Below are 23,249 nucleotides of genomic sequence, written 5' to 3'. Positions count from 1 at the left end.
CAATAGACCATAGGGAGTTACCTATGGTCTATTGGGCTAAAAGCCTATAACTGACATTTAGGCCAAGGCAACATGCGGTGGGTAGCCAAAATGTCTACCCGCTTAAAAATAATACAGAAAATTGCTCCCTACAGCCCCCTTAAACCCTTAAAAATCTGGCATTTATTTTGCCTAGTGAGTATATGTTCAATTGCGGCAACCTTTATGATCCCGGGCAAAACCCCAACAAATCTCATCACTCAACCTATCAATCGTTTACTCGGTGAAACCAGTGGCGCCTTCGCCGACTTAGGTACTTTTTTGCCTTTAGTATTAGGGCTGATTGCCCTCAATCAATTTTCGCCCCAAGGGATATTTTTGGGGTTTGGTCTATTCGCCATTCTAAGCGCGCTGTTTTATCGCCGCCCCATTCCCATACAACCGATGAAAGTCATTGCGGCCCTCGTCATAGCCCAAGGCTTAACGCCAGGAATGCTCCAAGCCAGTGCCATGTTGATGGGCGTAATCCTGCTAATATTGGCCTTTAGCGGCGCCATTACTTGGTTAGCCAAACAGTTATCCCAAGCTGTGAGTGTCGGCATTCAATTAGCGATTGGTCTGCAACTCATGTGGATGGGCGCTAAGATGATGAGTGAGTTTTGGCTGCTTGGGGTGGGCGCTTTTATCCTGTTATTTATCAGTAAGTTTTTACCGCTGCGTTATCTTGCCATGCCCTTAGTCATAGCGGCAGGGATGATTTGGCAGGCCAATACACAAACTAATCTAGCCACTAACTTTGATATCCAAGCCATGACAGCGCCATTTCAGTTAGCTTGGCCGACCTCTATTGAGTGGACTTCCGCCGCCATTTTATTAGTGCTACCACAACTGGCATTAACCTTAACCAATGCGGTGATTGCCACCTCTGTAATGGCACAGGAGAAGTTCCCCGAAGATGCCGCCAAACTCACGCCCAAAAACTTCGCCATAAGCTCAGGGCTTGCCAACTTGCTGCTCGCGCCCTTTGGTGCCTCGGCCATGTGCCACGGTGCGGGCGGACTTGCGGTGCAATACCATTTTGGCGCTCGCACTTATCTGGCGCCGTTAATTTTTGGCAGTACGTGCTTAATGATAGCCCTGTGCTGGGGTACTAATATCGCTTGGCTATTAAGCCTTATTCCTATGGCAATCCTCGGCAGTTTACTGACCACTGCGGGGCTACAATTAGCATGGTCGAAACGCTTAATCGATGGTAAGCCCTTCTGTATCTTTGTGATTTTATCAACCGCTGTGACTTGCCTCGCTATCAACGCCGCTGCGGGACTTGCCGTGGGGATCATTCTGGAGCAAGGTCGCCGCACTTGGGCCATGTTCGCCACGCGTTAATCGCTTCCGACCCGCAGTAATAAGGTTCCCAAAATCAAACAGCGCGTTAAACAACGCGCTTTTTGTTAACCATTCAAACCTCTTCCAACTGCCATCAACGAGAGCAAGAGTTATAGCAGGCTAAAAGGTTCTTGCAGGATTGGTCGGTGTGTCCTTTTGCGCCAGCGCCCATTTAGCAATGGCATCTTTACGCATAAAGCCTACGTTAGTGTGACCTTTAGCGTACTGAATAAACTTATCTAAAGCGGTCACCAATCCAGGAGCGCCACCAATACGGTCATGCACACTGATCGACATCATCCGTCGCTGCGTCGAACCTTCTTGATAGAGCATATCGAACTCATCCTTTAGTTCCTGCAAAAAGGCCGCGGCAGTCATAGCAGTATTGCCACCAAAACGGCCGATATCATTGTTACGTAAAGTGTAAGGCACAACTGCAAAGGGCTTATTTCCTACAGGGATAATTGAAGGCTCGTCCCGCGATAGGTCATCGATGTGATAAATAAAACCTAAGTCCTGCAAAATATTGAGGGTTTGAGTGCTGTGGCGCATCCAAAAGGCATTAAAACCTAAGGGGCGCTGACCTGTGATCCTTTGCAGCGTCTCAATACTCGCCACATAGGAGGCGCGTTCCTCTGCTGGCGACATGCTGTATTGTGGCGTCCATGTTTGTCCGTGGCCCGAAATCTCATGCCCCTCATCTGCAACTTGTTTGGCAAGTTGAGGATGTAGCTCAGCGGCGCGCCCAACCATGTGAGAAGTCACCTTGATATTGTGCTTACGCCACAGACGCAGCAGCCTTGGAATGCCTTCGTTCATACCGTAGTCGTACCAAGTCGGGGTGATGGTATCTGGATAGCCCTTTTCCATCGGCGGAAACGGCCCTTCGGCATTTTTATCTTGAGCACCTGCTTCAAACTGCATTGAGATTGAAATCACTAACTGCTCACCACTTGGCCAAAATATTTTGTTCATACCACTGCCACCTGAACTTTTGGAGTCATTTTCTAAGGTATCTAATGAGGGTAAACCAATAGCAAGCGCCGTTTGACTTAGGCCGAACCCAGCAGCGATGGCGCCACCTGCCATTAAAAATCGTCGACGTTGATTCATGATTGAGTCCCTGCAGCTAATTGAGAAAATAGCGTTTGATAATCTTCGAGGTGCCAGTTATCTGTGATGAAACCATCCCGTACTCTATACATGTCAACAGCACGAAAATCGATTTTCTGCCCCTGGCCTTGTTGCTCACCAAAGACACCAGTAAAACGGCCATTAAAACGCAGCCGCACCACTGCACGATCGCCAACTATTAGCAAATGCTCAACTGAAACAGAGAGATCGGGGACCGCTGCCCTAAATGCCTTTGAGGCTTCGAGTGGCCCCGTGATTCCCTGTGCGCGGCCAGCGGGCAGAGTACGGTCGATAAACCCAGTCGCCAATGCGCCGTGGGCAAAACTTGCATCGCCCGTGTGCCAAAAACTGGCATATAACAAAGCGGCGCGGGCGATAGCTTGTACCTGCGGTGATTCATCAGAAATTGTTTCCATTGCCGCCACTTTTGGCACTAACGCCGCTCGCACTTTAGCACTATCCTGTGTTGTTGCCCCTTGAGCGGCTAACGCATCCATGCTCAGACTTGCTAAGCTAAAACCCACAATTACGATACCAATAACGCCTGAAAACCATAAGCTTAGACTGAGCCATGCGGGATATCGCTGCACAGATAAACGGTTAACCCTATCCATTATGCCACCTCATCGTCATCCGAACGGATGACGGCTCTCAATGCTTCGTTGTGTGTAGGATAATCGGTATAACCCGCCGCACTGCCGCCAAACAAGGGCCCTTTGTCGAATGCAGATAAAGGCAATTGATGCATTAAACGGTAAGGCAAATCAGGATTCGCAATAAAAGGTCGACCGAAGGCAACTAAGTCCGCATAACCGTTATCAATCACTTCATTGGCACGCGCCACATCATAGCGACCCGCAACAATAATGCTGTCCTTAAAGACTCTGCGCAGCTCGACTCTAAAGGATTCTGGCACCTTGGGCGCATCATCCCAATCCGCCTCTGAAAGATGTAAATATGCCACGCCCAATGCCGATAAATGCTTAGCCGCTAACAGAATAGTGTCTACAATTTCAGGACACGCCATATCTTTAAACGTCACGTAAGGGGCGAGGCGAACCCCGACTTTATTGGCACCAATTTTCGCACTCACGGCTTGGACAATTTCGAGTAAAAAACGAATGCGATTTTCCTGAGAACCGCCGTAGGCATCAGTTCTGTGGTTTGAATTGGTGCGTAAAAACTGGTCAATCAGATAACCATTGCCGCCGTGAATTTCGATGCCATCAAAACCCGCCGCAACCGCATTCACTCCCGCCTGTGCAAAATCGGCCACAACGCGGTCGATATCGGCTTGCACCATAGCCCTAGGTTCTGGGCAATCCACCATTTGCCCTTCAGGATGCGCTTCATCCACAATCCATACTTTAGTGCCAACGGGCGCAATGGCCGATGGCGCAATAGGGGCATTACCCTGCTGAAAAATCGGGTGTGATACACGGCCAACATGCCAAATTTGATTAAAGATTTTACCACCAGCCTGATGCACTGCCGCTGTGACTTTTTTCCAACCCTCAATTTGCTCCGCGGTATACACGCCCGGCGTAAATGAATAGCCTTGGCTGTCATCGGAGATTTGTGTCGCTTCTGTGATGATTAACCCCGCCGAGGCACGCTGGGCATAATATTGCGCCATCAGGTCATTAGGAATATTGCCTGGCTGCATGGTACGCGCCCGAGTCATAGGGGCCATCACAATGCGATTGTTTAGCGCCAGTGACGCTAATTTGTAAGACATGAATAAACTCATACACACTCCGAACCAGAAATTAAGATGAAACATCAGTGGTGCAATTGTGCATTAGTTAATCTATATTGATAATCAGGCTATTATTAAAATCATTTTCAAAAATAATTTGATATGTATCATTTAAACGATCTGCAATTAGCGCTGCGTATCGCAGCCTTAGAGAGTCTCTCGGCAGCCAGTAAAGAAATAGGCATGACGCCGGCAGCGGCAAGTGCCGCGCTGCAAAGATTAGAGAAAAAGCTAGGATGTCAGCTATTTGCTCGCTCGACGCGGCGCTTACAGCTCACAGAAGAAGGGCGGATTTTTCTCGATTCGGCGAAACCCGCACTGGCGATTCTCGAAACCGCTAGCGCCAATTTAGCCGAACACAGGGGTGAGCTTAAGGGCGAAGTACGCCTCGCCTTACCTTCGGATATTGGTCGCAGCCAGATCCGTGCTTGGCTCGATGAATTGATGGACAGCGCCCCAGAACTGACAGTGCAGCTGTATTTTGGCGATCATATGACAGACTTAATCGACCAAAATATCCATTTGGCTTTGCGCTATGGCCAGCTTGACGACTCAAACCTTAAAAGGCGTCAGCTCGCCATGACCCCAAGGGTACTGGTCGCCTCACCCGCTTATCTGGCACAACACGGCACACCAAGCACGCTAAATGAACTTAGCCAACACGCAGTACTGATCTTAAATCGCGGCGGTGAGCCGTGGCAGAAATGGAAGTTAAGTCATAACGGCGCACCCGTTGAAATCGAAGTCAGGGGCCAACGTTTCTGTAACGATGGCGCAGTGATCCGCGACTGGGCACTCTCAGGTCGTGGAATTGCCTATAAGAGTTGGCTCGATGTGGCGCAAGATGTGACCGAAGGCAGACTCCACTTAGTGCTAGCCGATAAAATAGCCCCACCGATCCCACTGCAATTGGTATACCTACAAACCGATTATCCCAGCCATAAGATCCGTCGCACCATAGAGTTTTTAGTAGAAAAGCTCAGCCAGTTTTCCCAAAACTATCCACTGCCCTAATGGTAATTTATCCCTTGGGAAGTACGACTGTCACCACACAGCCCTGTTGCCACGGTAGTAAAGCTTGCGTGGATTGCTGGCAGTTTTCGATTTGAATGCTGCCATGGTGGCGACTGACCACATCCTTGCAGATGGCTAAGCCAAGCCCTAATCCCGCATCTTTGGTTGAGGCGAATGATGCCATCAACTCACTAGCCTGTCCCTGTAACCCTTCACCATTATCAATCACTAATACTTTGATTTCATGCGGTTGAAAATAGATATCGATCCATAATTGTCGCGCGCGGTTATCGCCGCAGGTTTCTAACGCATCTAAGCTATTTTTCACAAGATTGACCCACATTTGACTTAAGCCAACGCTATCCCCCATCAGCTCAAAGGGCTCGCCCTGCACTCGCACATTCACTTGCACATTAGCCCGATCTAACTCGCGCCGCAGTAAAGCTAACGCCTCCTTCACCACCAGCACGATATCTAAAGGCTCAGTCTTGGCCTGACGCCGCTTGAGTAAACCGCGAATACGGTGCACAACCGCACCCGCGCGAATCGACTGCGCATTAATTTTCCCAAGCACATCATAGAGTTCGGGATTATCTTGCCCAAGCCTTTCCAGTTGCAGCATGGCGCCTTCGCTGTATTGGGTAATGGCAGCTATGGGTTGATTGAGTTCATGGGCAAGGCCAGCGCCAATTTCCCCCAGAATTGCCGCGCTTTGCAATCGCTCAAGCTGCAATGCCTTGTCCTTTAATTGCCGCTCAGTATTGAGTAAGAACTCGCTTTTCTGGCGAAACTTATATTCGAGCCAGAGGTGATAAATAGTCGAAATAATGAAGATTAATAGCAGTACACCGCCCCATTCTTTATTTTTCGCCATCCATTTGTATACAGTTTGATAGAGTGGCGGCGACGCACCTTGCAGTTGTAATTCCTTAAATAACTCAATGACTTTCAACTGACTCACTGGTGCCGTCCAGCCCAAGGTATCGGCGGTAATGGCAGCGACATGGTCGGCGGGTAAATCGAATAAGGCGCGGGTGATCGCCATCGTCAGCTTAGGGGCAACCGTATCCGCTGCGGCGAATGACCAGTTGGGGTATAACTGAGTGCTGACCTCGCAGTCATATCCTGCGGGGTTAGTCGGGTGGATCACCCGATAATCGGCCTGATTAACTAGGCCCGTTGCGATCATTTCCTCTAAGGTGCAAAAGGGCGCGATGGCGGCATCGGCGCTGCCGTCGCGCACTTGATAAATAAGCGGTTCTAACGGGAACCCGAGAAAGCGCACTTGCCCAAAAAACTGTTCGGGTAAAAAGCCCATTTTATGCAGTAACCCCATGGCCGCCTGATACCCGCCTAATGCCTGCGGATCACTAGCGACCACATTGCGCCCGCGCAAATCCTGCAGGGTGCGGATTGGGCTATCGGCGCGGACGATAATGGTTGCGCCTATGGTAAAAGTGCTGCCTTGATGCTTGCGGCTCTTCATCGTCGCAAGCCAAGACAGCGGGAAGTTATTGCTTAAATGCAGATATTGCCCGGGGTTGGTGACGATAAACTGCAAATCATGGCCGAGTAACTGGCTACGCATGCCATTAAAGTCGACGGGCACCACTTCAAAATGGCTATTGGGCACTTGTTCAGTCAGATAATCCATCATAGGTTGCCAACGCTGCTTGGCTTGTAACACACCGTGATTTGCCAACACTCCGACTCTAAAGTGGTTCACCTGCGGCACGTCATCGGCATAGGACTGACTGAGCCCAATGACACTTAGGCATAATCCCATCACTACCGCTTTACACCAAGAGCCCGTCGCCATCGCCGCTATTACCTTGCCTTATATGCTATTAAACGACTTTAACTCGCAGATAAAAATCAAGCTGTGAAATGCCGCCAAACTCTGGTTTCTGCCCTAAGATAATCGGCTAATTTAGTGATGCACCTCCCAAGACCTAGGCTTAAAATTGAGCCAAGCACAGACGCGGCTTAAGCTGATATAGCTCTCCCGCCTCCATAAGGAAATCCATGTCTACAAAATTGCCACTGTATTTAGTTGATGACGATGAAGCTATTCTGGATTCGCTGGGTTTTATGCTTGGGCAATTTGGCTACCAAGTGCAAACCTTCAACAGCGGCCGCGACTTCCTTGCGCACTGTGCATTATCACAGGCGGGCTGCGTGATTTTAGATAGTCGAATGCCAGAAATCACCGGCCAAGAAGTGCAGCAAAAACTGATCGAAACCCACAGCCCGCTAGGCGTGATATTTCTCACTGGCCACGGCGATTTACCTATGGCACTCAGCGCATTTCGTAAGGGAGCCTGCGACTTTTTTCAAAAACCCGTATCGGGTAAGGCATTAGTACAAGCGATAGAAAAAGCACAGCGTGAAAGCCAAGCGGCCTTCGAGCAGCAAAGTCTGCAGCATAAGTTTGACCAACTGACCGAGCGCGAACAGCAAGTGTTAGCCCATGTGATCCAAGGAATGACTAACAAGCAAATCTCGGAGGCGATGTTTTTATCCTTGCGCACGATTGAAGTGCACCGCGCAAAAATCATGAAGAAACTCGAAGTGAATAATATGGCAGAGCTAGTGCAGCACTTAGGGAATCTACATTCAGCCTTATAAGTCAGTGACCCATAGTCGCTAAACAACCGCGACGCCTTCTCGCCACGCATAAGGATTTAACCGTTAAACCCTTTTTACCCAGACCATTCAAGATACCGTAACTACACAGTTTTCATCCTACCTGCGACAAGCTGTCGCAGTTTGTGCATTTGGCTTTGTTAAATATCGTATCAGCCCGCACAATCGCGCCATAGGTTCCTTCCTTTGTGCCCCGCAGGCGCTCAAGAAATCCACTGCTTTTTGAACCTCCACCCGAGGGTAACTATGCCCTCGGGGATTTTTTCTCCCACCCGCGAATGCCTTACTCTGAGATAACAACCAAAGTGGAAATGAAACGATCCAGTTCTAGCTCCGTCTGTAAAGCAGTTATATACTTTCCAACCGTCTTAAATAACAAGAATCATGGAAGAGCGAATGTTCAAACCTTTAATATTACTCAGTTTTAGCGCCTTAGCCTTGACATGCATGAGTGGCTGCGTTGGGCCGCTTAATTCAAAATGTGATACAAATTCCCCCTACAGCAAACAAGAATGCAATGCAGCCGATGCCGCTGTTTATGTTGCAGCCGCCATATTAGAAGGCCCAGATAAAGGTCAAACGTGTAACGATATGTCGGGCAAAGCAAAACAAGACTGCTTCGCTCAGCAACAGGCACTAAAAGAATCATTAGAGAAACACGCTCGAAAATAGCATTAAGGAAGATGAATGAAAGCCTCCGTTTTTATTGCCGCGACCCTCGACGGCTATATCGCCACTCCCGATGGGGATATCGACTTTTTAAACCAGCATCCTAGTACTAATCCCGATGAAGATTTTGGTTACCATGCTTTTATCGACACTGTCGATGCGATAGTGATGGGACGTAAAAGCTTTGAAAAAGTCCTCTCCTTCGATTGTGATTGGCCCTATATGAATATCCCAGTGTTTGTATTAAGTCGCAGCGGTGTAACAGTACCGTCGGCGTTAAGTGAGCACGTGCAAGTGCTAAATGGCGATGCAGCAAGCATTAGCGAGCAACTTAAAACCCATGGCTTTAAGCATCTCTATATCGATGGCGGCCAAACAATCCAAGGCTTTTTAGCGGCAGGGCTAATTCAGGAACTCACGCTCACTCGCATCCCCACTTTACTGGGTAAAGGTATTCCCCTCTTTGGCGACTTAGCTCAAGCGATTCAATTAATCCCAATCCACACGCAGCAATATGACAATGGCTACGTACAAACCCGCTATCGTGTTATAGACAAAATGGCTTTATAAGCCGTTTACATTCGGCTGATGGCATTGAAGGGTGAAGTGATGGCTTGCCATCTTGCTGCATAACTATGTAACAGCAATGTTAAACAACTAAATATTATCAATGGCTTACTGATTGCAAATCAAAGTTCCGTTAGAATATTGTCCTCTAACAAATAGGTGAGCAATATGAGTCGTTTGCAGTCATCGAAGGGTTTTACATTAATTGAGCTGGTTGTGGTCATTATCATCCTTGGGATCTTGGCCGTCGTCGCAGCACCACGGTTTTTAAACCTAGGCCAAGATGCTCACGATGCCAGAGCCAAAACCGCATTTGCGGCCTTTACCTCTGGTGTTAAGCTTTACCACAGTTGTTGGCTTGCGGGCGGTCACTCTGGTTATATCCAAGATCTCGCCTGTTATGGTGACGGAAAACTCGACTCGACCACCACAGGATTTCCACTGGGAATAGAGACTGCAACCGCTGATGCCGGTGCTAAATTGCAGGGCGATTATTGTGGTCAGTTATGGCAAGGTCTTTTGGCTAATAATGAATTTGTCATTGCCGATCAATACTCTTGGCGCACAGTTCCCAATGTCGACATTGTTTACTGGTATGGTGCCGTCGACATAAAAGATCCCAATGCTTACTGCATTTTCAACTATGTCTCTGACGATCGCAGCTTCGGCAGTGAAAACTGGGATCTTAAATACTATCCCTTCGATGGCCGCACTATTGTAGGTCGATCCACCCTTTCCCAATAAGCGCTTATTTTTATTGCTAAAGGAGCGCGAAAGATCGCAAACTCCTTTGGCATTTGCCGCGATTACTTGAATTATTGTCATCCATCCCCATATATATCCCATCATCCACCGCAACTTTTGCTGCGGGCCAGAAGAGGATTCATTGTGACCACTATCGTATCAGTACGCCGTAATAATCAAGTTGTCATCGCCGGCGATGGCCAAGTCTCCCTAGGCAATACCGTCATGAAAGGTAACGCCAAAAAAGTGCGTCGCTTATATCACAACAAGGTACTGGCAGGTTTTGCAGGCGGCACCGCCGATGCTTTCACCCTATTCGAGCGTTTTGAGGCCAAACTTGAAATGCACCAGGGCCATTTATTGCGCTCGGCCGTTGAGCTCGCCAAAGATTGGCGTACCGACCGTATGCTGCGTAAACTCGAAGCACTGTTAGTCGTGGCCGATGCGGAAACCTCGCTGATCATCACAGGTAATGGTGATGTCGTTCAGCCAGAACACGACTTAGTCGCCATTGGTTCAGGCGGCAACTATGCCCAAGCGGCGGCCCTTGCACTATTGCAAAATACTGAGCTGTCAGCCTTAGAAATCGCCGAAAAATCCCTGACTATTGCTGCGGATATCTGCGTATTCACCAATCAATTCAAAACGATTGAAGAACTCAATTACTAAACAGCCCGTGAGGAATATTATGTCTGAAATGACCCCCCGTGAGATTGTCCACGAGCTGGATGCACACATTATTGGCCAACAAAAGGCCAAACGTTCTGTTGCTGTCGCCCTGCGTAACCGCTGGCGCCGGATGCAACTTGACGCAGATTTCCGTCAAGAAGTCACCCCAAAAAATATTCTGATGATTGGCCCAACAGGCGTTGGTAAAACTGAAATTGCCCGCCGTTTAGCCAAGCTGGCGAACGCGCCTTTTATCAAGGTCGAAGCGACTAAATACACAGAAGTGGGTTATGTCGGTAAGGAAGTCGAGCAAATCATCCGCGACTTGACCGATATCGCCATCAAGCTGACCCGTGAACAGCAAATGGGCAAATGTCGCCAACGCGCCGAAGAAAATGCCGAAGAGCGCATTCTCGATGCCCTGTTGCCTAAGCCGAAAAACGACTGGGAAAGCACTGAAACCGATTCCAACTCAAATACCCGTCAAGTCTTCCGCAAAAAACTACGCGAAGGCCAATTAGACGATAAAGAAATCGATATCGATGTGGCCCAACCGCAAATTGGTGTTGAAATCATGTCGCCTCCAGGCATGGAAGAAATGACCAACCAGCTGCAAAGTCTGTTTAAAAACATGGGCCAAGCACCAGCAAAACGTCGCAAGATGAAGATCAAAGAAGCCTTTAAGCTATTGATCGAAGAAGAAGCGGCAAAACTGGTCAATCAGGAAGATTTAAAAGAGCAAGCCATTGAATTGGTTGAGCAACACGGCATAGTGTTCCTCGACGAGATCGACAAAATCTGTAAGCGCGGCGAAACCTCTGGCCCAGACGTTTCCCGTGAAGGCGTACAGCGCGATTTACTGCCGTTAGTCGAAGGCTGCACTGTGACCACAAAACACGGCATGGTAAAAACCGACCACATACTGTTTATCGCCTCTGGCGCATTCCAGATGTCGAAACCATCGGATTTAATTCCTGAGCTACAGGGTCGTTTGCCGATCCGTGTCGAGTTAGATGCGCTGTCAGCCAATGATTTTAAACGCATTTTGACCGAGCCACACGCCTCGCTCACCGAGCAATATATCGCGCTGATGAACACAGAAGGCGTGAAAGTTGAATTCAGCGAATCGGGTATCGACAGCATTGCAAAAGCCGCATGGCAAGTGAACGAACGCACCGAAAATATCGGCGCCCGTCGTTTACACACTGTGATGGAAAAGCTGATGGAAGATATCTCCTACGAGGCATCGGAAAAATCGGGCTCCGCCTTTGTTATCGACGCCGACTATGTCAGCGCCCACTTAGATAACTTAGTCCAAGACGAAGATCTCAGCCGCTTTATCCTCTAGTGCAAAACCCGTTCACCGCCAAGCCCAAACGACTTGGCGGTGAACGGCGACTCAAATGCAAAAGTGTGACTCAACCGAAAAGTCGACTCCAAACGCTAGGCGACCCTAGCTTACCCTTTGTATCCTTGGCCGCCAGCGGTTACATTAGTCAGGTGTTATTTTAATGAGTCGTTATCCTATCCTTAGCATTTTCTTGGTAGCCAACCTATGACCACAGCAACGCCGAATGTCACCGATATTAAACTGAAACGTAAATCACGCATTCTAGAAGTCAGTTTCGACAATGGTGAGCAATATCAGCTCAGCTGCGAGATGCTCAGAGTCTACTCGCCCTCAGCCGAAGTGCATGGTCACGGCAACCCTAAGCTGGTCACCCACAAGAAAAACGTCAACATCAGCGCCATTGAACCCGTCGGCAACTACGCAGTGAAAATCGTCTTCGATGACGGCCACGACACAGGCCTATTCTCGTGGAAAGTACTCTACGATCTCGCCACCCACCAAGTGGATCTATGGGAAAAATACCTCGCCCGCCTACGCGCCGAAAAAGCCTCACGCGAACCGCTGATCGCGATGAATATAAAGTACAACTAATCGGTTGCTAATCGGTTGAATAGCCCGCCAAACCTTAATAGTGCCAAGCTAGAAACCTATGCGCTAAAGGCTGAGTTGGTAGTACCAAACTGATAAATATTCTATTTCCCACGATAACACTTAAAGTCGTGGGGCTTCACCCCACACCCGACCAAGGAGGACTGCTCGTCCTATCCTCCTTGGATTCTCCAAGACGCCCCCGACGGAGTTGAAAGCCCCTTGGGCATTTAGCGTCCTTATGCTATCGCGTCAGACGCTCGTCCCTGATTCGACTGACGCTATCTCGGCATCCATGCCTCGATCACGCAACGAACGCAAATGCCCTTCGGCAACTCCGAGGGGATGTGTATTCTGTGACTTCGGCGTAAACTGTTAATACCAAGAGCCATCAGCATTGTAAAATTTAACAATGAATGTCTCGATAAATTCCTTTTACACTTTATGGCCAGCTAAATCGTACTTAAGAAAGGGAAAGAAATGGAAAGTTCAAATCACGCCAGTAAATACATGGAATGGGAACCTATATATAACTGGGAGACCTGTAGAACCAACAGAAGAGAGTTTGGTGAGTTCATCGCTCACTTTCTCACTGCAGATAGCCGTGTTATTAATCTAGATGGGGTATATGGTTCAGGTAAAACAGAGTTCATTAGGCGTTTATATATTGAACTAGCCAAAAGAGATCATCCTGTTGTCTATATTGATATTTGGGAAAGCGACTTTTCCACAAACCCTCTAGCCGTGATTTGCAGCGAATTACTTCAACAGATTGAGTTCATATTAAAAGAAAAAATCCCAAATGGAGAAATAAAGCATGAAAATAAAGCAACCGAAACTTTTAACAAGCTGAAAGCTAAATTAGGTACTTGCTTACATTACGCCACACTTGTTTCACTCGTTGGTGCTGATAACTCCATTTCGACGGAAATATCCTCAGTTAACGCGGCCATATCAGCTATCCCAAACTTAATAACTGAATCAAAATCTAAAAAGTACGTTGAAACAATTCAAAAAAATCATGTAGAGGCTGTGCAGGCCATGAAAGAAATTAAAGAGTACATAACCTATATATCCGAGTTGATAGAGGTTATATACGAACTAAATATCCCTATTGTTATCTTGATTGACGAACTGGATAGGTGCAGACCTACTTACGCTATTGAGACTCTTGAAGTCATTAAACATTTCTTTGAAACAAAAGGCTGCACATTCTTAGTAGCAACAAATACCGATGTTTTAGAGCATTCTGTTCAAGCCGTGTATGGTTCAACTTTTGACGCCAAACATTATTTACGAAGATTCTTTGATAGAAAAGTGAATCTACCACAAGTATCAACAGTTGATTACTTAAAAGCAAAACAACTCGATTTTAGTAAATATACAAACAATGGAATCAACCTCCACCCTATTAGCTCTCCAGATACAATCATTGAAGTATTTGCAGCCCTTTTTGAAGCCAACAACATCGAATTAAGGGGTGTTGAGCAAATTCTTAATAGATTTTTTACTAGCTTGGATTATGCCTTAGGAATTAAAGAAAATTCTAATACTGTTATAAACACTGTGGTTCTAATTGTTGGCTTGATAGAACAGTATTTCGACAAACTAGAACTTTCCGAACGTAAAAACAATAACCCTTTAGGGACAAATATAAAAATAAATACTAGCCAACTAAGTAACACTATCGATGCTATGTTTAATTGCGTAATGACGACAGAGTCTAAAACTCGATATAGAGGGCGCGGCAGTCATCAGGAGCATGCATACGCACAACAAATGCTAACTATTGAATCGTACAATTTTGACAAGATAGAAATATTGGGTTTCTCTCAAGATCGCATAACCGTATTTACAGAAATCATACGCCAACACAACGATCCTAACTGCAATTTTTGGTTATGGGAGAACTATCAAAGAGTAATAGAACTATCAGGGCATATTCAATAAACACCGCCAAACTTATTAAGGCACCCATTGTTAAATAATAGATGCGACAGGCAAAATTCTTTTGAGATTAGAAGCTAACACTGAAATTTCAGGATTTAACCTTCCCCTGCGAAGTTGTCGAAATACGCAGATAAAAATGCAGTGGCGACATCATGGATGAGGGCGCAGGCTCGGGGGGACAGGGATGTCTCATCTGAGCCGTTAGGCAATTTTTATTGGAGTATGAGACCAGTAACTAATGCATGTAACTTCGCTAGGGGCGCCGGGGGATTTCCAAAAGGGGAACAGGCGTTTTTTCCCTTTTGGTCGGGTGTGGGGTGAAGCCCCACGACTTTGACTTTGCTTTTAAAAGCCTTTTAAACGCAATTAAACGAAGTTTACAGATAAACCTCTTTGTCGAAATCACGACAAATACCCAGCCTTGTGATCCTCACAGCAACCCAATTCGTAATGTCCTGCAATATCCCATCGCGAAATGTTTAACCGCGAAAGTCATTCACCAGAGTCCACTTAATGCAATTACAGCAATTCCATACCGTCAGGTTAATTTTAGGTGATCAACTCAATGCCCAGCATTCTTGGTTTAACCGCGTTGATGATCAAGTGCTGTATGTGATTGCAGAATTGCACCAAGAAAACACTTATGTGACGCATCATGTGCAAAAGATATGTGCCTTCTTTGCGGCAATGGCGCAATTTGCCAAAGAGCTGCGGGCGCAAGGGCATCAAGTGCTCTATTTAACCCTTGATGACACCTTCAATAACACTCAGGGCTATAGCGATCTATTGGGGCTCATTCAACATCAAGTGACGCTGGTTGGCGCAATAAAGTTTGAATACCAAAGGCCTGATGAATACCGCTTACTCAAGCAATTGAGCCAGCTTAAGCTCAACACCACCGTGGTGAACAGTGTTGATACAGAGCACTTTATCTTGCCGTTTGACGAAATCGATACGCAGTTCCCCGTCGGCAAACACATTATGATGGAGCACTTTTATCGCCGTATGCGTAAACGCTTCAACATCTTGATGCAAGATGGAAAGCCACTCGGTGGGCAATGGAACTTTGATGCCAGCAACCGTCAGAAGCTTAAACCTCAGGATATAAAAGTCTTGCCTGAGCCATTAATGTTTAGCCTCGATGTAACTGAAATTCTCGCTAGGCTTGAGCGTCACCAAATCCCGACCATGGGTCGCATTGATGGGCCATTGCTGTGGCCTATAAACCGTGCACAAAGCCTCGAGCTATTAACCTATTTTTGTCAGGTTTGCTTGCCTTCCTTTGGCCGCTTTCAAGATGCCATGACAGCGCAACATCCTGCTAAGTGGAGCTTGTGCCATAGTCGGCTATCATTCAGCCTTAACAGTAAATTAATCAGCCCGTTAGAAGTCATCAATGCGGCCATCGACAGCTATCAAACGAATGCTGAAATTGATATCGCCCAAGTCGAAGGATTTGTGCGGCAGATATTAGGTTGGCGAGAATACGTTCGCGGCATTTACTGGGCCAATATGCCGCAGTACGCCAGCACCAACGCGCTCGATGCCCATGGGACGCTACCCGATTATTTTTGGCATGGCGACACTAAGATGAACTGCATGCGACAAGCGTTATCCCAATCATTAGATTTTGCCTACGCCCATCATATTCAGCGCTTAATGGTGATCGGCAATTTCTGTTTATTAACCGAAATCGAGCCAAATCAAGTCGATGAGTGGTATTTAGGCGTGTATGTTGATGCCATCGAATGGGTTGAAATGCCTAACACTCGCGGCATGGCCTTGTTTGCCGACGGCGGTATTGTCGGTACTAAACCCTACGCCGCTAGCGGTTCCTACATCAATAAAATGAGTGATTACTGCAGCGGCTGTCATTACAAGATAAAAGAACGCAGCGGCGCACTTGCCTGCCCGTTCAATAGCTTTTATTGGCGCTTTATGGACAAACACCGCGCAAGATTGTCGCAGAACCCAAGGATCGGCATGCTGTACCAGACTTGGGACAAGATGGACGAATCCGTAAGGCACGCCATATTAGCCACGGCCGAGCACAATCTTGCTCATCTAAACCGTTTATAGTGGAGAGTTTGCTATGAAAGTACTTATCGTCGGCGGAAGTGGGGGTATTGGCCAAGCCATAGTTAAGCAAGTCCAAGAGACATATCCCGACGCCACAGTGCACGCCACCTACAGGCATCATCTTCCTAACAACAGGCAGAGTAATATCCAATGGCATCAGTTAGATGTGACCAATGAGGCCGAGATTAAACAGCTGAGTGAACAACTCACTGAATTAGATTGGCTGATTAACTGTGTCGGGATTTTGCACACCCAAGATAAAGGGCCAGAGAAAAGCCTACAATCACTGGATATCGCCTTTTTCCAGCACAATTTAACGCTCAACACCCTGCCCAGCGTCATGCTGGCGAAGCACTTCTGCCATGCCTTAAAACAAAGTGACTCAGCAAGATTTGCCGTGATATCGGCGAAAGTCGGCAGCATTACCGATAACAGATTAGGTGGCTGGTACAGCTATCGCGCCTCAAAGGCCGCGCTGAATATGTTTCTCAAAACACTGGCGATTGAGTGGCAACGAACCATGAAACACTGCGTGGTGTTATCCCTGCATCCGGGCACCACAGACACACCATTGTCTCAACCCTTTCAACAGAGTGTGCCTAAAGGCAAACTGTTTACACCTGAGTATGTCGCCAACTGCTTGCTGCCGATCATTGCCAATGCCACTCCGGCACAAACAGGGTGCTTTTTCGCCTACGATGGCACAGAGTTACCTTGGTGAAATAAGCTGAACAGTGAGTCAAGCCATTGCGACGCATACGGGCTCTTGCAACGTACATATTTCAAAGGCCATCTTTCAAATGGCCCTTGCAAAGTGCATTTTTCAAAATGAATCCGGCAAAGCGATGGATCTTTGCCCTTAAAAAAGGGTTATGCCCAAAAGCACCGCTAATCCTTAAAGCCACCCGCTTAAAAATCACCTACCTAAAAATTACCCGCTTAACCTCGCCATAAAACCCAACCTAACCCAATGAAAATCCATCAATAAAGCACTTTTTACGACTCACAAAACCCGCCATTTGACTAGGCTAAATCGCTATTACCCAAAAGTCCTAATTCGAATTTAAAAGCACCTAAATGAACGCTGAAGATAGTTCCTTTGTACGATTGTTAACACTTTTACATTTAAATAACATCTAAGGTCATGCGGTCATTCACGCTTTACACAGAATAAAAATCTGAGAATCTCCGCCTGAGCAACAGCTCATTCTATTCGGCCATGGCAGAGGTATGCCGACGACCCTGTAGAAATCACAATAAAAAACGCTCGCCCGAGCCAGTTAAGCAGTATGGCATTCCAACGTTAATGACAAACGGAAAAAGGATTTTAAGCATGATGCTAAACAAAAAACTGTCGCTACTCTTCATTGCAGTGTCGGCTACGTTAGGCACATCAGCATTTGCTGCTGATATTGTCGATGTCGGTACACTCAGAAGTGCGTCTTCAAGCAATAACTTAGTGTCTCAGTTCAACTTAGACGCAGGTAGCCAACTCAAAGTCGAGAAAAAACTCGACCTAGGTCAAGGCAAGCAAAAGCAACGTTTACAACAATATTTCCATGACGTGCCTGTTTATGGTTTCTCTGTTGCAACGTCACAATCGAGCATGGGCTTCTACAGCGACATGTCTGGCCGCGTATTAAAAAATATTGAAAAGTCGGCTGATTTTGTCAAACCCACATTAACGGCTAACAAAGCGTTAGACATTGCCATTCGTGGCAAGTCAGAGAAAGCTGTTGCAGGCCTAAAAGCTGAAAACAAACAAGCAAAATTATGGCTTTACCTTGATGATACGGCTAAAACTCGCCTCGTTTATGTGACGTCTTTTGTGGTATATGGCGATGAGCCAAGCCGTCCATTCACTATGATTGACGCGCACTCAGGTGAAGTGCTCAAGCGTTGGGAAGGGATTAACCACGCCGCGAGCGGTACAGGTCCTGGCGGTAACATCAAGACTGGCCAATACGAATACGGTACGGATTTTTCTTACTTAGACGTTGAAGTGAGTGGTGACACCTGCACCATGAACTCACCTAACGTGAAAACCGTTAACTTGAACGGTGCCACATCAGGCGCAACAGCCTTCTCTTATACTTGCCCACGCAATACAGTTAAAGAGATCAACGGTGCTTACTCGCCATTAAACGATGCGCACTATTTTGGTAACGTGATCTACAACATGTATAGCGAGTGGTACAACACTGCGCCGTTAACTTTCCAGTTAACCATGCGGGTTCACTACAGCAGCAACTATGAAAACGCCTTCTGGGACGGCAGTGCTATGACCTTCGGTGATGGCGCAACAACCTTCTATCCATTAGTGAGCTTAGATGTCTCGGCACACGAAGTGAGCCATGGTTTCACTGAGCAAAACTCAGGCCTGATTTACGATGCTCAATCTGGTGGCATGAACGAAGCCTTCTCAGATATGGCGGGTGAAGCTGCTGAATTTTACATGCACGGCACGAACGACTGGTTAGTCGGCGCTGATATCTTTAAAGGCAATGGCGCACTGCGTTACATGGCAGATCCAACCTTAGACGGAATCTCAATCGGCCATATCGACGATTACTATGATGGCATCGACGTACACCACAGTTCAGGTGTCTTCAACAAAGCCTTCTACACACTCGCAAACTTACCGGGCTGGGATACACGCACTGCATTCCAAACATTTGTGGTTGCTAACCAATTATATTGGACGGCTGACAGCTTGTTCTGGCAAGGCGCTTGTGGCGTTAAATCTGCGGCGACTGACTTAGGCTTAAGTGCTGACGATGTGGTTACTGCGTTTGCCGCTGTGGGTATCACACCTTGTGAAACGCCACCACCACCGCCACCACCAGAAGCGACTGAACTCGCGAACGGTGTCGCTGTGACGGATTTAGCGGGCGCATCTGGTAGCAAACAATACTACAAACTCGACGTAGCAAGCGGTGCAACCAACCTGAGTTTTAATATGTCAGGCGGCACGGGTGATGCGGACATGTATGTTAAATTCGGCCAAGCTCCTACCTCTAGTAGCTATGATTGCCGTCCATACAAAGCCGGTAATGCCGAAAGCTGCCCTATCGATCCAGCCCAAACAGGAACTTATTGGGTCATGGTCAGTGGCTATAGCAGCTACACAGGTGTGAGCCTAGTGGGTGCTTATGACGGTGGCGATGAGATACCAAACCAAGATCCAACAGCGGGCTTTACTGCAAGCTTTGCCAACGGTAACGGTAGCTTCACTAGCACCAGTACTGACAGCGACGGTGATGTCGTTGCATGGAGCTGGAGCTTCGGTGATGGCACAACTGCTTCAGGCGCAAGTGTAAATCATCAGTATGCTCAGTCAGGCAACTACACAGTGACATTGACTGTGACTGACAACGATGGCGCAACAGCAAGCACTTCTGAAGAATTTGCAGTTGAAGTACCAGAAGTGGCGTTAGAAATGACAGTGAAAAACGCTAACAAATCTCGTCGCGGCAGCATTCGTGTTGCACTCGCATGGGAAGGTCATAACGCTGATGAGTACACTATCTTCCGTAACGGCGTTGCGGTAGGTACTTCAAGCAGTTCATCGTTTATTGACCGTTTCACCGACCTAGCTGGCACTAGCTTCAGCTATAAAGTGTGTGAAACTAACGGCCCTTGCTCAAACGAAGAAACCGTTAACTTTTAATCGCATAAGAAATCGTATCGTGGCGCTAGCGTAAAATCCTAGCGCCGACTCATCGATAAACTTCTCGTTTCTTGTTAATGCCACTCAGTCTTTTTTGAGTGGCATTTTTTATGCGCAAATTCGGTGCACTAAGCCAGCCTCAATCCCGTCAGCATCCTTATTTCATGTGCTTGAGTCGGCGTCACTTGCCAACTTATGAAAATAAAGCGTTACTTCAAATGTCCACTTTCACCCACAGGTTTTTTGAGCAACTTACGTTGTAAGGTGCGACGATGCATCCCCAATTGTCGGGCGGTAGCGGACACATTGCCTTGGTTAGCATTGAGCACTTGCTGAATATGTTCCCACTCCAAACGCTTAGGATTAAGGGGCGAGTCATCGATTTCATCTTCTTGAAGTGTATGGGAATGCCCTTCCATTTCCAGCGCGGCGAGTAAGGTTTGGGTATCGACAGGTTTAGCTAAATAATTATCGGCGCCGAGGCGAATCGCTTCCACCGCAGTGGCAATACTGGCGTAGCCGGTGAGCAACACCATGGTCACCTTGGGCAGCAGGTTACGCAGTGGCACAATTAACCCTAAGCCATTAGCTTCGGCCAGCTTCATGTCCAACAAAATGTGGCTAGGGCGAAACTCCCGCGCCACCAGCAGCGCATCGCTGGCATCATGGGTTAGGCGGCACTCAAAGCCGTGGCGCGTGAGACGTCGGCCTAAAATACTCGCCAGAGAAAGGTCATCCTCGACGATTAACAAACGTTTCATGATCTGACTCCGCCAGCAGCCTGAGTGTTGGGCGATAACGATGCCGCTTTGTCCTTGAGAATCGTAAAGCGAATTTGTGCCACAGTACCGCCTTGGGGATGATTGGCCAGGATCAATTCTGCGCCCAAACGCTCTAGACTGGCGTGACTGAGTAGCAGCGCAACACCTAAGCCCTTGGGACTCTCAATTAATAAGGTGCCCAATTGCGGCAATAAAGAGGGCGCGATACCAGGGCCATAATCGCGGATCTGCAAGTAGATCTGAGCCTCACTTGGCGCGATATCTAAGCTGATATCCACCTGCGGGGCACCTAAGGTTTCGACACTGGCGCGGGCGGCATTCTCAATCAAAGCCATGATGGCAGGTGTGAGACTCATATCGGTCAGAATGCTTTGCTCTGCCAGTTGCTCAGGCGCACAGGTAAACAGCCAGTTCAGTTCGGTCTGCGGCATGAGCAGTAAGGTTTTTTGCTTTAAACCGTCCACCAGCTCAGCGATCTTTTGTGGCCGCTGGCGGCGATCGCGGATCGACTCAGTCGCCAATCGCAGCTCGGTGAGCGTATGTTCACATCGGCCTAACGCAGTCTCCATCTCGACAACCGTTATCGAAGTGCCGCTCATATCTTCTTTGACTTCATCGAGTAACAACCTCAGGCTTGAGAGTGGTGTGGCCAGTTGATGCGCCATCTGCGCCGATGCCGTACCTAGGGCCAAGAGTTGTTCCTGACGTAATTGCCCCTCGCGCATATAGGCTAGCTGCGCATCTTGGCGGCGCATACGTTTAGTGATTAACGCCACGCTGGTTGTCATCACCAAAGCTGAAATCACAAAGTTAAACCACATGCCTAAATAGTGGGAACTCATATCCATACCGTGGTGCTGCATGGGGGATTCGGGCACAGTAAAAATCATCAAGCTGTAGGCTAAGGTTGAAATAGCCGTCAGTGCCCAAGGCGCCCAGATTGGCAAAGTCACAGCCGCAAGTGCGATCGGCAGCAGTAATAACGAGATAAACGCATTAGTCGCGCCGCCGGAAAAGTGCAGCCAAGAGATCCAAAATAGTGTGTCTAAACTGAGCGCGATAAAGAGGCCACGTTCCTTGGCAAACAAAGGTTTACGTAAGGCTAATGTGAGTGACAGGTATAACACCTCCAGCACTAACACATGCACTAACGGCTCCATTTGCAGGCTAAGACCAAAAGTATCGGCGGCAAACATGGTTAAGCCAATTTGCAGCAGCAATCCTAAGGTTCGCAGTAATGCGACTTGGTCGGCGGCCTGTAGACTAGTCCCTAAGATCTTAGCCATAGCCATTCCTACAGTGTGAGTCCGAGTGCGGCCAGTGCGCCACTCGATTGCGTTAATGCTTTGCGTGCGCCAGTGGCGAAATCAATGTCGGAGCGAATACCGAGCGCCGCTAAACGTGCACAACTCAAGCTACAGTCCCTTGGCCGTTTGGCATTATCTGTCGGTGTCGACTCAGGCGTTAAGTGCGCCGTGCTGAGTTGGAGAATCTCCCCTAAGGTCAGCAGCATCTGATACTTAGTCATAGTCTCTGCGGCGCTAAAGTGATAAATCCCCTGCACGATAGGTGCTTCAATATGCTGTGCGATCATCTTGTCTATGGCTTGGGCAATATCGGCGGTCGAGGTTGGACTTCGTACGGCCCAATGATCAACACCCTGAGCATGACGTTCAATCAGTTGATTGATCAGCACTAACACAGCAGATTCACTCAGCTTCTCGACTTGGCCGTAAAGGATTGGCAAGCGTAGCACGGCAAAATCAGCACTCGTGTTAAGCACTATTTCTTCACCCTTTAGCTTAGATTCACCATAAAAATTAACCGGATGAGTGGCGGCATCTTCGGCGTACTTAGGCTGAGTGCCATCGAACACATAGTCGGTGGAGATATAGATAAGCCAAGCATTATTGGCCTTAGCTGCCATAGCGAGGGCTTGGCTGGCGGTTAAGTTAAGTGCCAATGCCGCCTGCGGATTTTGCTCCGACACATCGGGGCGACGCTCGGCGGCGCAGTGCACTATGACTTGCGGTTGCTCGCGGGCGATAAATGCCTCGACAGCCAAAGGGGCTGTCAGATCGAGTTTATGCACTCGCTCACTTGCGCGGCTAAAACCTGTGGCCACAACCTCATGTCCCGTTAATTCAAGCTGTTTTACAACAGCTCGGCCGAGTAGCCCAGTCGCGCCAGTTACCATGATCTTAGCCATATTGCCCCATTCAGTTTCAACTCATGTGTATGACTGACAATTCTAAAAGCTTT

General features: G+C 47.8%; 20 protein-coding genes. 13 read left to right on the top strand and 7 right to left on the bottom strand.

The window, feature by feature from the left end:
* The first annotated feature begins 204 nt into the window (after positions 1-204).
* Positions 205-1,365: a putative sulfate/molybdate transporter gene (locus tag Q4Q54_RS19520; RefSeq protein WP_311989314.1), complete on the top strand. Its 1,161-nt coding sequence runs from the start codon at positions 205-207 to the stop codon at positions 1,363-1,365.
* A gap of 120 nt (positions 1,366-1,485) precedes the next feature.
* Here the strand turns inward: Q4Q54_RS19520 and Q4Q54_RS19515 are convergent, their stop codons facing one another.
* Genes Q4Q54_RS19515 through Q4Q54_RS19505 form a run of 3 tightly spaced genes read right to left on the bottom strand, consistent with a single transcriptional unit; the run spans position 1,486 to position 4,249 of the window.
* Positions 1,486-2,478 carry a polysaccharide deacetylase family protein gene (locus Q4Q54_RS19515; protein WP_006087074.1) on the bottom strand — a complete coding sequence of 331 codons (993 nt, stop codon included), beginning with the start codon at positions 2,476-2,478 and terminating at the stop codon, positions 1,486-1,488.
* On the bottom strand, positions 2,475-3,113 hold the full coding sequence (locus Q4Q54_RS19510) for an ester cyclase (RefSeq protein ID WP_261272954.1): 639 nt from the start codon (positions 3,111-3,113) through the stop codon (positions 2,475-2,477). Before Q4Q54_RS19510 ends, Q4Q54_RS19515 begins: the two co-directional genes overlap by 4 nt.
* On the bottom strand, positions 3,113-4,249 hold the full coding sequence (locus Q4Q54_RS19505; protein ID WP_311989313.1) for an alkene reductase: 1,137 nt from the start codon (positions 4,247-4,249) through the stop codon (positions 3,113-3,115). Before Q4Q54_RS19505 ends, Q4Q54_RS19510 begins: the two co-directional genes overlap by 1 nt.
* A 111-nt stretch (positions 4,250-4,360) precedes the next feature.
* Here Q4Q54_RS19505 and Q4Q54_RS19500 point away from each other — a divergent pair, with 111 nt between their 5' ends.
* Complete coding sequence (locus Q4Q54_RS19500; protein WP_071938732.1) at positions 4,361-5,272, top strand: LysR family transcriptional regulator; 912 nt, start codon at positions 4,361-4,363, stop codon at positions 5,270-5,272.
* Positions 5,273-5,279: 7 nt separating this feature from the next.
* Here the strand turns inward: Q4Q54_RS19500 and Q4Q54_RS19495 are convergent, their stop codons facing one another.
* Entirely contained in the window at positions 5,280-7,091 is a 1,812-nt protein-coding gene (locus Q4Q54_RS19495; RefSeq protein WP_311989312.1) for a PhnD/SsuA/transferrin family substrate-binding protein, read from the bottom strand.
* Positions 7,092-7,297: 206 nt separating this feature from the next.
* Here Q4Q54_RS19495 and Q4Q54_RS19490 point away from each other — a divergent pair, with 206 nt between their 5' ends.
* From Q4Q54_RS19490 to Q4Q54_RS19440, 11 genes are all read left to right on the top strand, one after another.
* Entirely contained in the window at positions 7,298-7,900 is a 603-nt protein-coding gene (locus tag Q4Q54_RS19490; protein ID WP_063883311.1) for a response regulator transcription factor, read from the top strand.
* 414 nt (positions 7,901-8,314) lie between these two features.
* The gene (locus tag Q4Q54_RS19485; protein WP_259541889.1) at positions 8,315-8,590 is read left to right on the top strand and encodes a hypothetical protein; all 276 of its coding nucleotides are present in this window, start codon (positions 8,315-8,317) and stop codon (positions 8,588-8,590) included.
* A gap of 15 nt (positions 8,591-8,605) precedes the next feature.
* Positions 8,606-9,157 carry a dihydrofolate reductase family protein gene (locus Q4Q54_RS19480; RefSeq protein ID WP_311989311.1) on the top strand — a complete coding sequence of 184 codons (552 nt, stop codon included), beginning with the start codon at positions 8,606-8,608 and terminating at the stop codon, positions 9,155-9,157.
* A 165-nt stretch (positions 9,158-9,322) separates the two neighbouring features.
* Positions 9,323-9,898 carry a type II secretion system protein gene (locus Q4Q54_RS19475; protein ID WP_311989310.1) on the top strand — a complete coding sequence of 192 codons (576 nt, stop codon included), beginning with the start codon at positions 9,323-9,325 and terminating at the stop codon, positions 9,896-9,898.
* 144 nt (positions 9,899-10,042) lie between these two features.
* Positions 10,043-10,567 (top strand): ATP-dependent protease subunit HslV, encoded by a 525-nt coding sequence (gene hslV, locus Q4Q54_RS19470; protein WP_006083300.1) that lies wholly within the window; start codon positions 10,043-10,045, stop codon positions 10,565-10,567.
* Between the two features lie 19 nt (positions 10,568-10,586).
* Positions 10,587-11,915: an ATP-dependent protease ATPase subunit HslU gene (gene hslU, locus Q4Q54_RS19465; protein ID WP_311989309.1), complete on the top strand. Its 1,329-nt coding sequence runs from the start codon at positions 10,587-10,589 to the stop codon at positions 11,913-11,915.
* 207 nt (positions 11,916-12,122) lie between these two features.
* Entirely contained in the window at positions 12,123-12,509 is a 387-nt protein-coding gene (locus Q4Q54_RS19460) for a gamma-butyrobetaine hydroxylase-like domain-containing protein (RefSeq protein WP_071938738.1), read from the top strand.
* A 477-nt stretch (positions 12,510-12,986) separates the two neighbouring features.
* Entirely contained in the window at positions 12,987-14,456 is a 1,470-nt protein-coding gene (locus tag Q4Q54_RS19455) for a P-loop NTPase fold protein (RefSeq protein WP_311989308.1), read from the top strand.
* Positions 14,457-14,969: 513 nt separating this feature from the next.
* Positions 14,970-16,535 (top strand): cryptochrome/photolyase family protein, encoded by a 1,566-nt coding sequence (locus Q4Q54_RS19450; RefSeq protein WP_311989307.1) that lies wholly within the window; start codon positions 14,970-14,972, stop codon positions 16,533-16,535.
* A gap of 13 nt (positions 16,536-16,548) precedes the next feature.
* On the top strand, positions 16,549-17,256 hold the full coding sequence (locus Q4Q54_RS19445; RefSeq protein ID WP_311989306.1) for an SDR family oxidoreductase: 708 nt from the start codon (positions 16,549-16,551) through the stop codon (positions 17,254-17,256).
* 612 nt (positions 17,257-17,868) lie between these two features.
* A complete protein-coding gene (locus Q4Q54_RS19440) occupies positions 17,869-20,205 on the top strand; it encodes a M4 family metallopeptidase (RefSeq protein WP_311989305.1) in 2,337 nt (778 codons plus the stop codon).
* Positions 20,206-20,414: 209 nt separating this feature from the next.
* On the opposite strand, the gene Q4Q54_RS19435 is transcribed toward Q4Q54_RS19440, so the two are convergent.
* From Q4Q54_RS19435 to Q4Q54_RS19425, 3 genes are read right to left on the bottom strand one after another with little or no spacing between them, the layout of a single operon-like run.
* A complete protein-coding gene (locus tag Q4Q54_RS19435) occupies positions 20,415-20,966 on the bottom strand; it encodes a response regulator transcription factor (RefSeq protein WP_259483819.1) in 552 nt (183 codons plus the stop codon).
* Positions 20,963-22,273: a sensor histidine kinase gene (locus Q4Q54_RS19430; RefSeq protein ID WP_259586678.1), complete on the bottom strand. Its 1,311-nt coding sequence runs from the start codon at positions 22,271-22,273 to the stop codon at positions 20,963-20,965. The genes Q4Q54_RS19435 and Q4Q54_RS19430 overlap by 4 nt, the downstream gene beginning before the upstream one ends.
* Positions 22,274-22,281: 8 nt before the next feature.
* Positions 22,282-23,196, bottom strand: a complete 915-nt coding sequence (locus Q4Q54_RS19425; RefSeq protein ID WP_311989304.1) for an SDR family oxidoreductase — start codon at positions 23,194-23,196, stop codon at positions 22,282-22,284.
* Between the last annotated feature and the right edge of the window lie 53 nt (positions 23,197-23,249).

It is taken from the genome of Shewanella sp. SP2S2-4, assembly GCF_031932025.1.
Lineage (GTDB): Bacteria > Pseudomonadota > Gammaproteobacteria > Enterobacterales > Shewanellaceae > Shewanella > Shewanella baltica.
This window is presented reverse-complemented; position numbering and strand designations above follow the sequence as displayed.

Coding starts and splice junctions, on each gene's coding strand:
- Q4Q54_RS19520 (WP_311989314.1), top strand. CDS start 205: ATGATCCCGGGCAAAACCCCAACAAATCTCATCACTCAACCTATCAAT.
- Q4Q54_RS19515 (WP_006087074.1), bottom strand. CDS start 2,478: ATGAATCAACGTCGACGATTTTTAATGGCAGGTGGCGCCATCGCTGCT.
- Q4Q54_RS19510 (WP_261272954.1), bottom strand. CDS start 3,113: ATGGATAGGGTTAACCGTTTATCTGTGCAGCGATATCCCGCATGGCTC.
- Q4Q54_RS19505 (WP_311989313.1), bottom strand. CDS start 4,249: ATGAGTTTATTCATGTCTTACAAATTAGCGTCACTGGCGCTAAACAAT.
- Q4Q54_RS19500 (WP_071938732.1), top strand. CDS start 4,361: ATGTATCATTTAAACGATCTGCAATTAGCGCTGCGTATCGCAGCCTTA.
- Q4Q54_RS19495 (WP_311989312.1), bottom strand. CDS start 7,091: ATGGCGACGGGCTCTTGGTGTAAAGCGGTAGTGATGGGATTATGCCTA.
- Q4Q54_RS19490 (WP_063883311.1), top strand. CDS start 7,298: ATGTCTACAAAATTGCCACTGTATTTAGTTGATGACGATGAAGCTATT.
- Q4Q54_RS19485 (WP_259541889.1), top strand. CDS start 8,315: ATGTTCAAACCTTTAATATTACTCAGTTTTAGCGCCTTAGCCTTGACA.
- Q4Q54_RS19480 (WP_311989311.1), top strand. CDS start 8,606: ATGAAAGCCTCCGTTTTTATTGCCGCGACCCTCGACGGCTATATCGCC.
- Q4Q54_RS19475 (WP_311989310.1), top strand. CDS start 9,323: ATGAGTCGTTTGCAGTCATCGAAGGGTTTTACATTAATTGAGCTGGTT.
- hslU (WP_311989309.1), top strand. CDS start 10,587: ATGTCTGAAATGACCCCCCGTGAGATTGTCCACGAGCTGGATGCACAC.
- Q4Q54_RS19460 (WP_071938738.1), top strand. CDS start 12,123: ATGACCACAGCAACGCCGAATGTCACCGATATTAAACTGAAACGTAAA.
- Q4Q54_RS19455 (WP_311989308.1), top strand. CDS start 12,987: ATGGAAAGTTCAAATCACGCCAGTAAATACATGGAATGGGAACCTATA.
- Q4Q54_RS19450 (WP_311989307.1), top strand. CDS start 14,970: ATGCAATTACAGCAATTCCATACCGTCAGGTTAATTTTAGGTGATCAA.
- Q4Q54_RS19445 (WP_311989306.1), top strand. CDS start 16,549: ATGAAAGTACTTATCGTCGGCGGAAGTGGGGGTATTGGCCAAGCCATA.
- Q4Q54_RS19440 (WP_311989305.1), top strand. CDS start 17,869: ATGATGCTAAACAAAAAACTGTCGCTACTCTTCATTGCAGTGTCGGCT.
- Q4Q54_RS19435 (WP_259483819.1), bottom strand. CDS start 20,966: ATGAAACGTTTGTTAATCGTCGAGGATGACCTTTCTCTGGCGAGTATT.
- Q4Q54_RS19430 (WP_259586678.1), bottom strand. CDS start 22,273: ATGGCTAAGATCTTAGGGACTAGTCTACAGGCCGCCGACCAAGTCGCA.
- Q4Q54_RS19425 (WP_311989304.1), bottom strand. CDS start 23,196: ATGGCTAAGATCATGGTAACTGGCGCGACTGGGCTACTCGGCCGAGCT.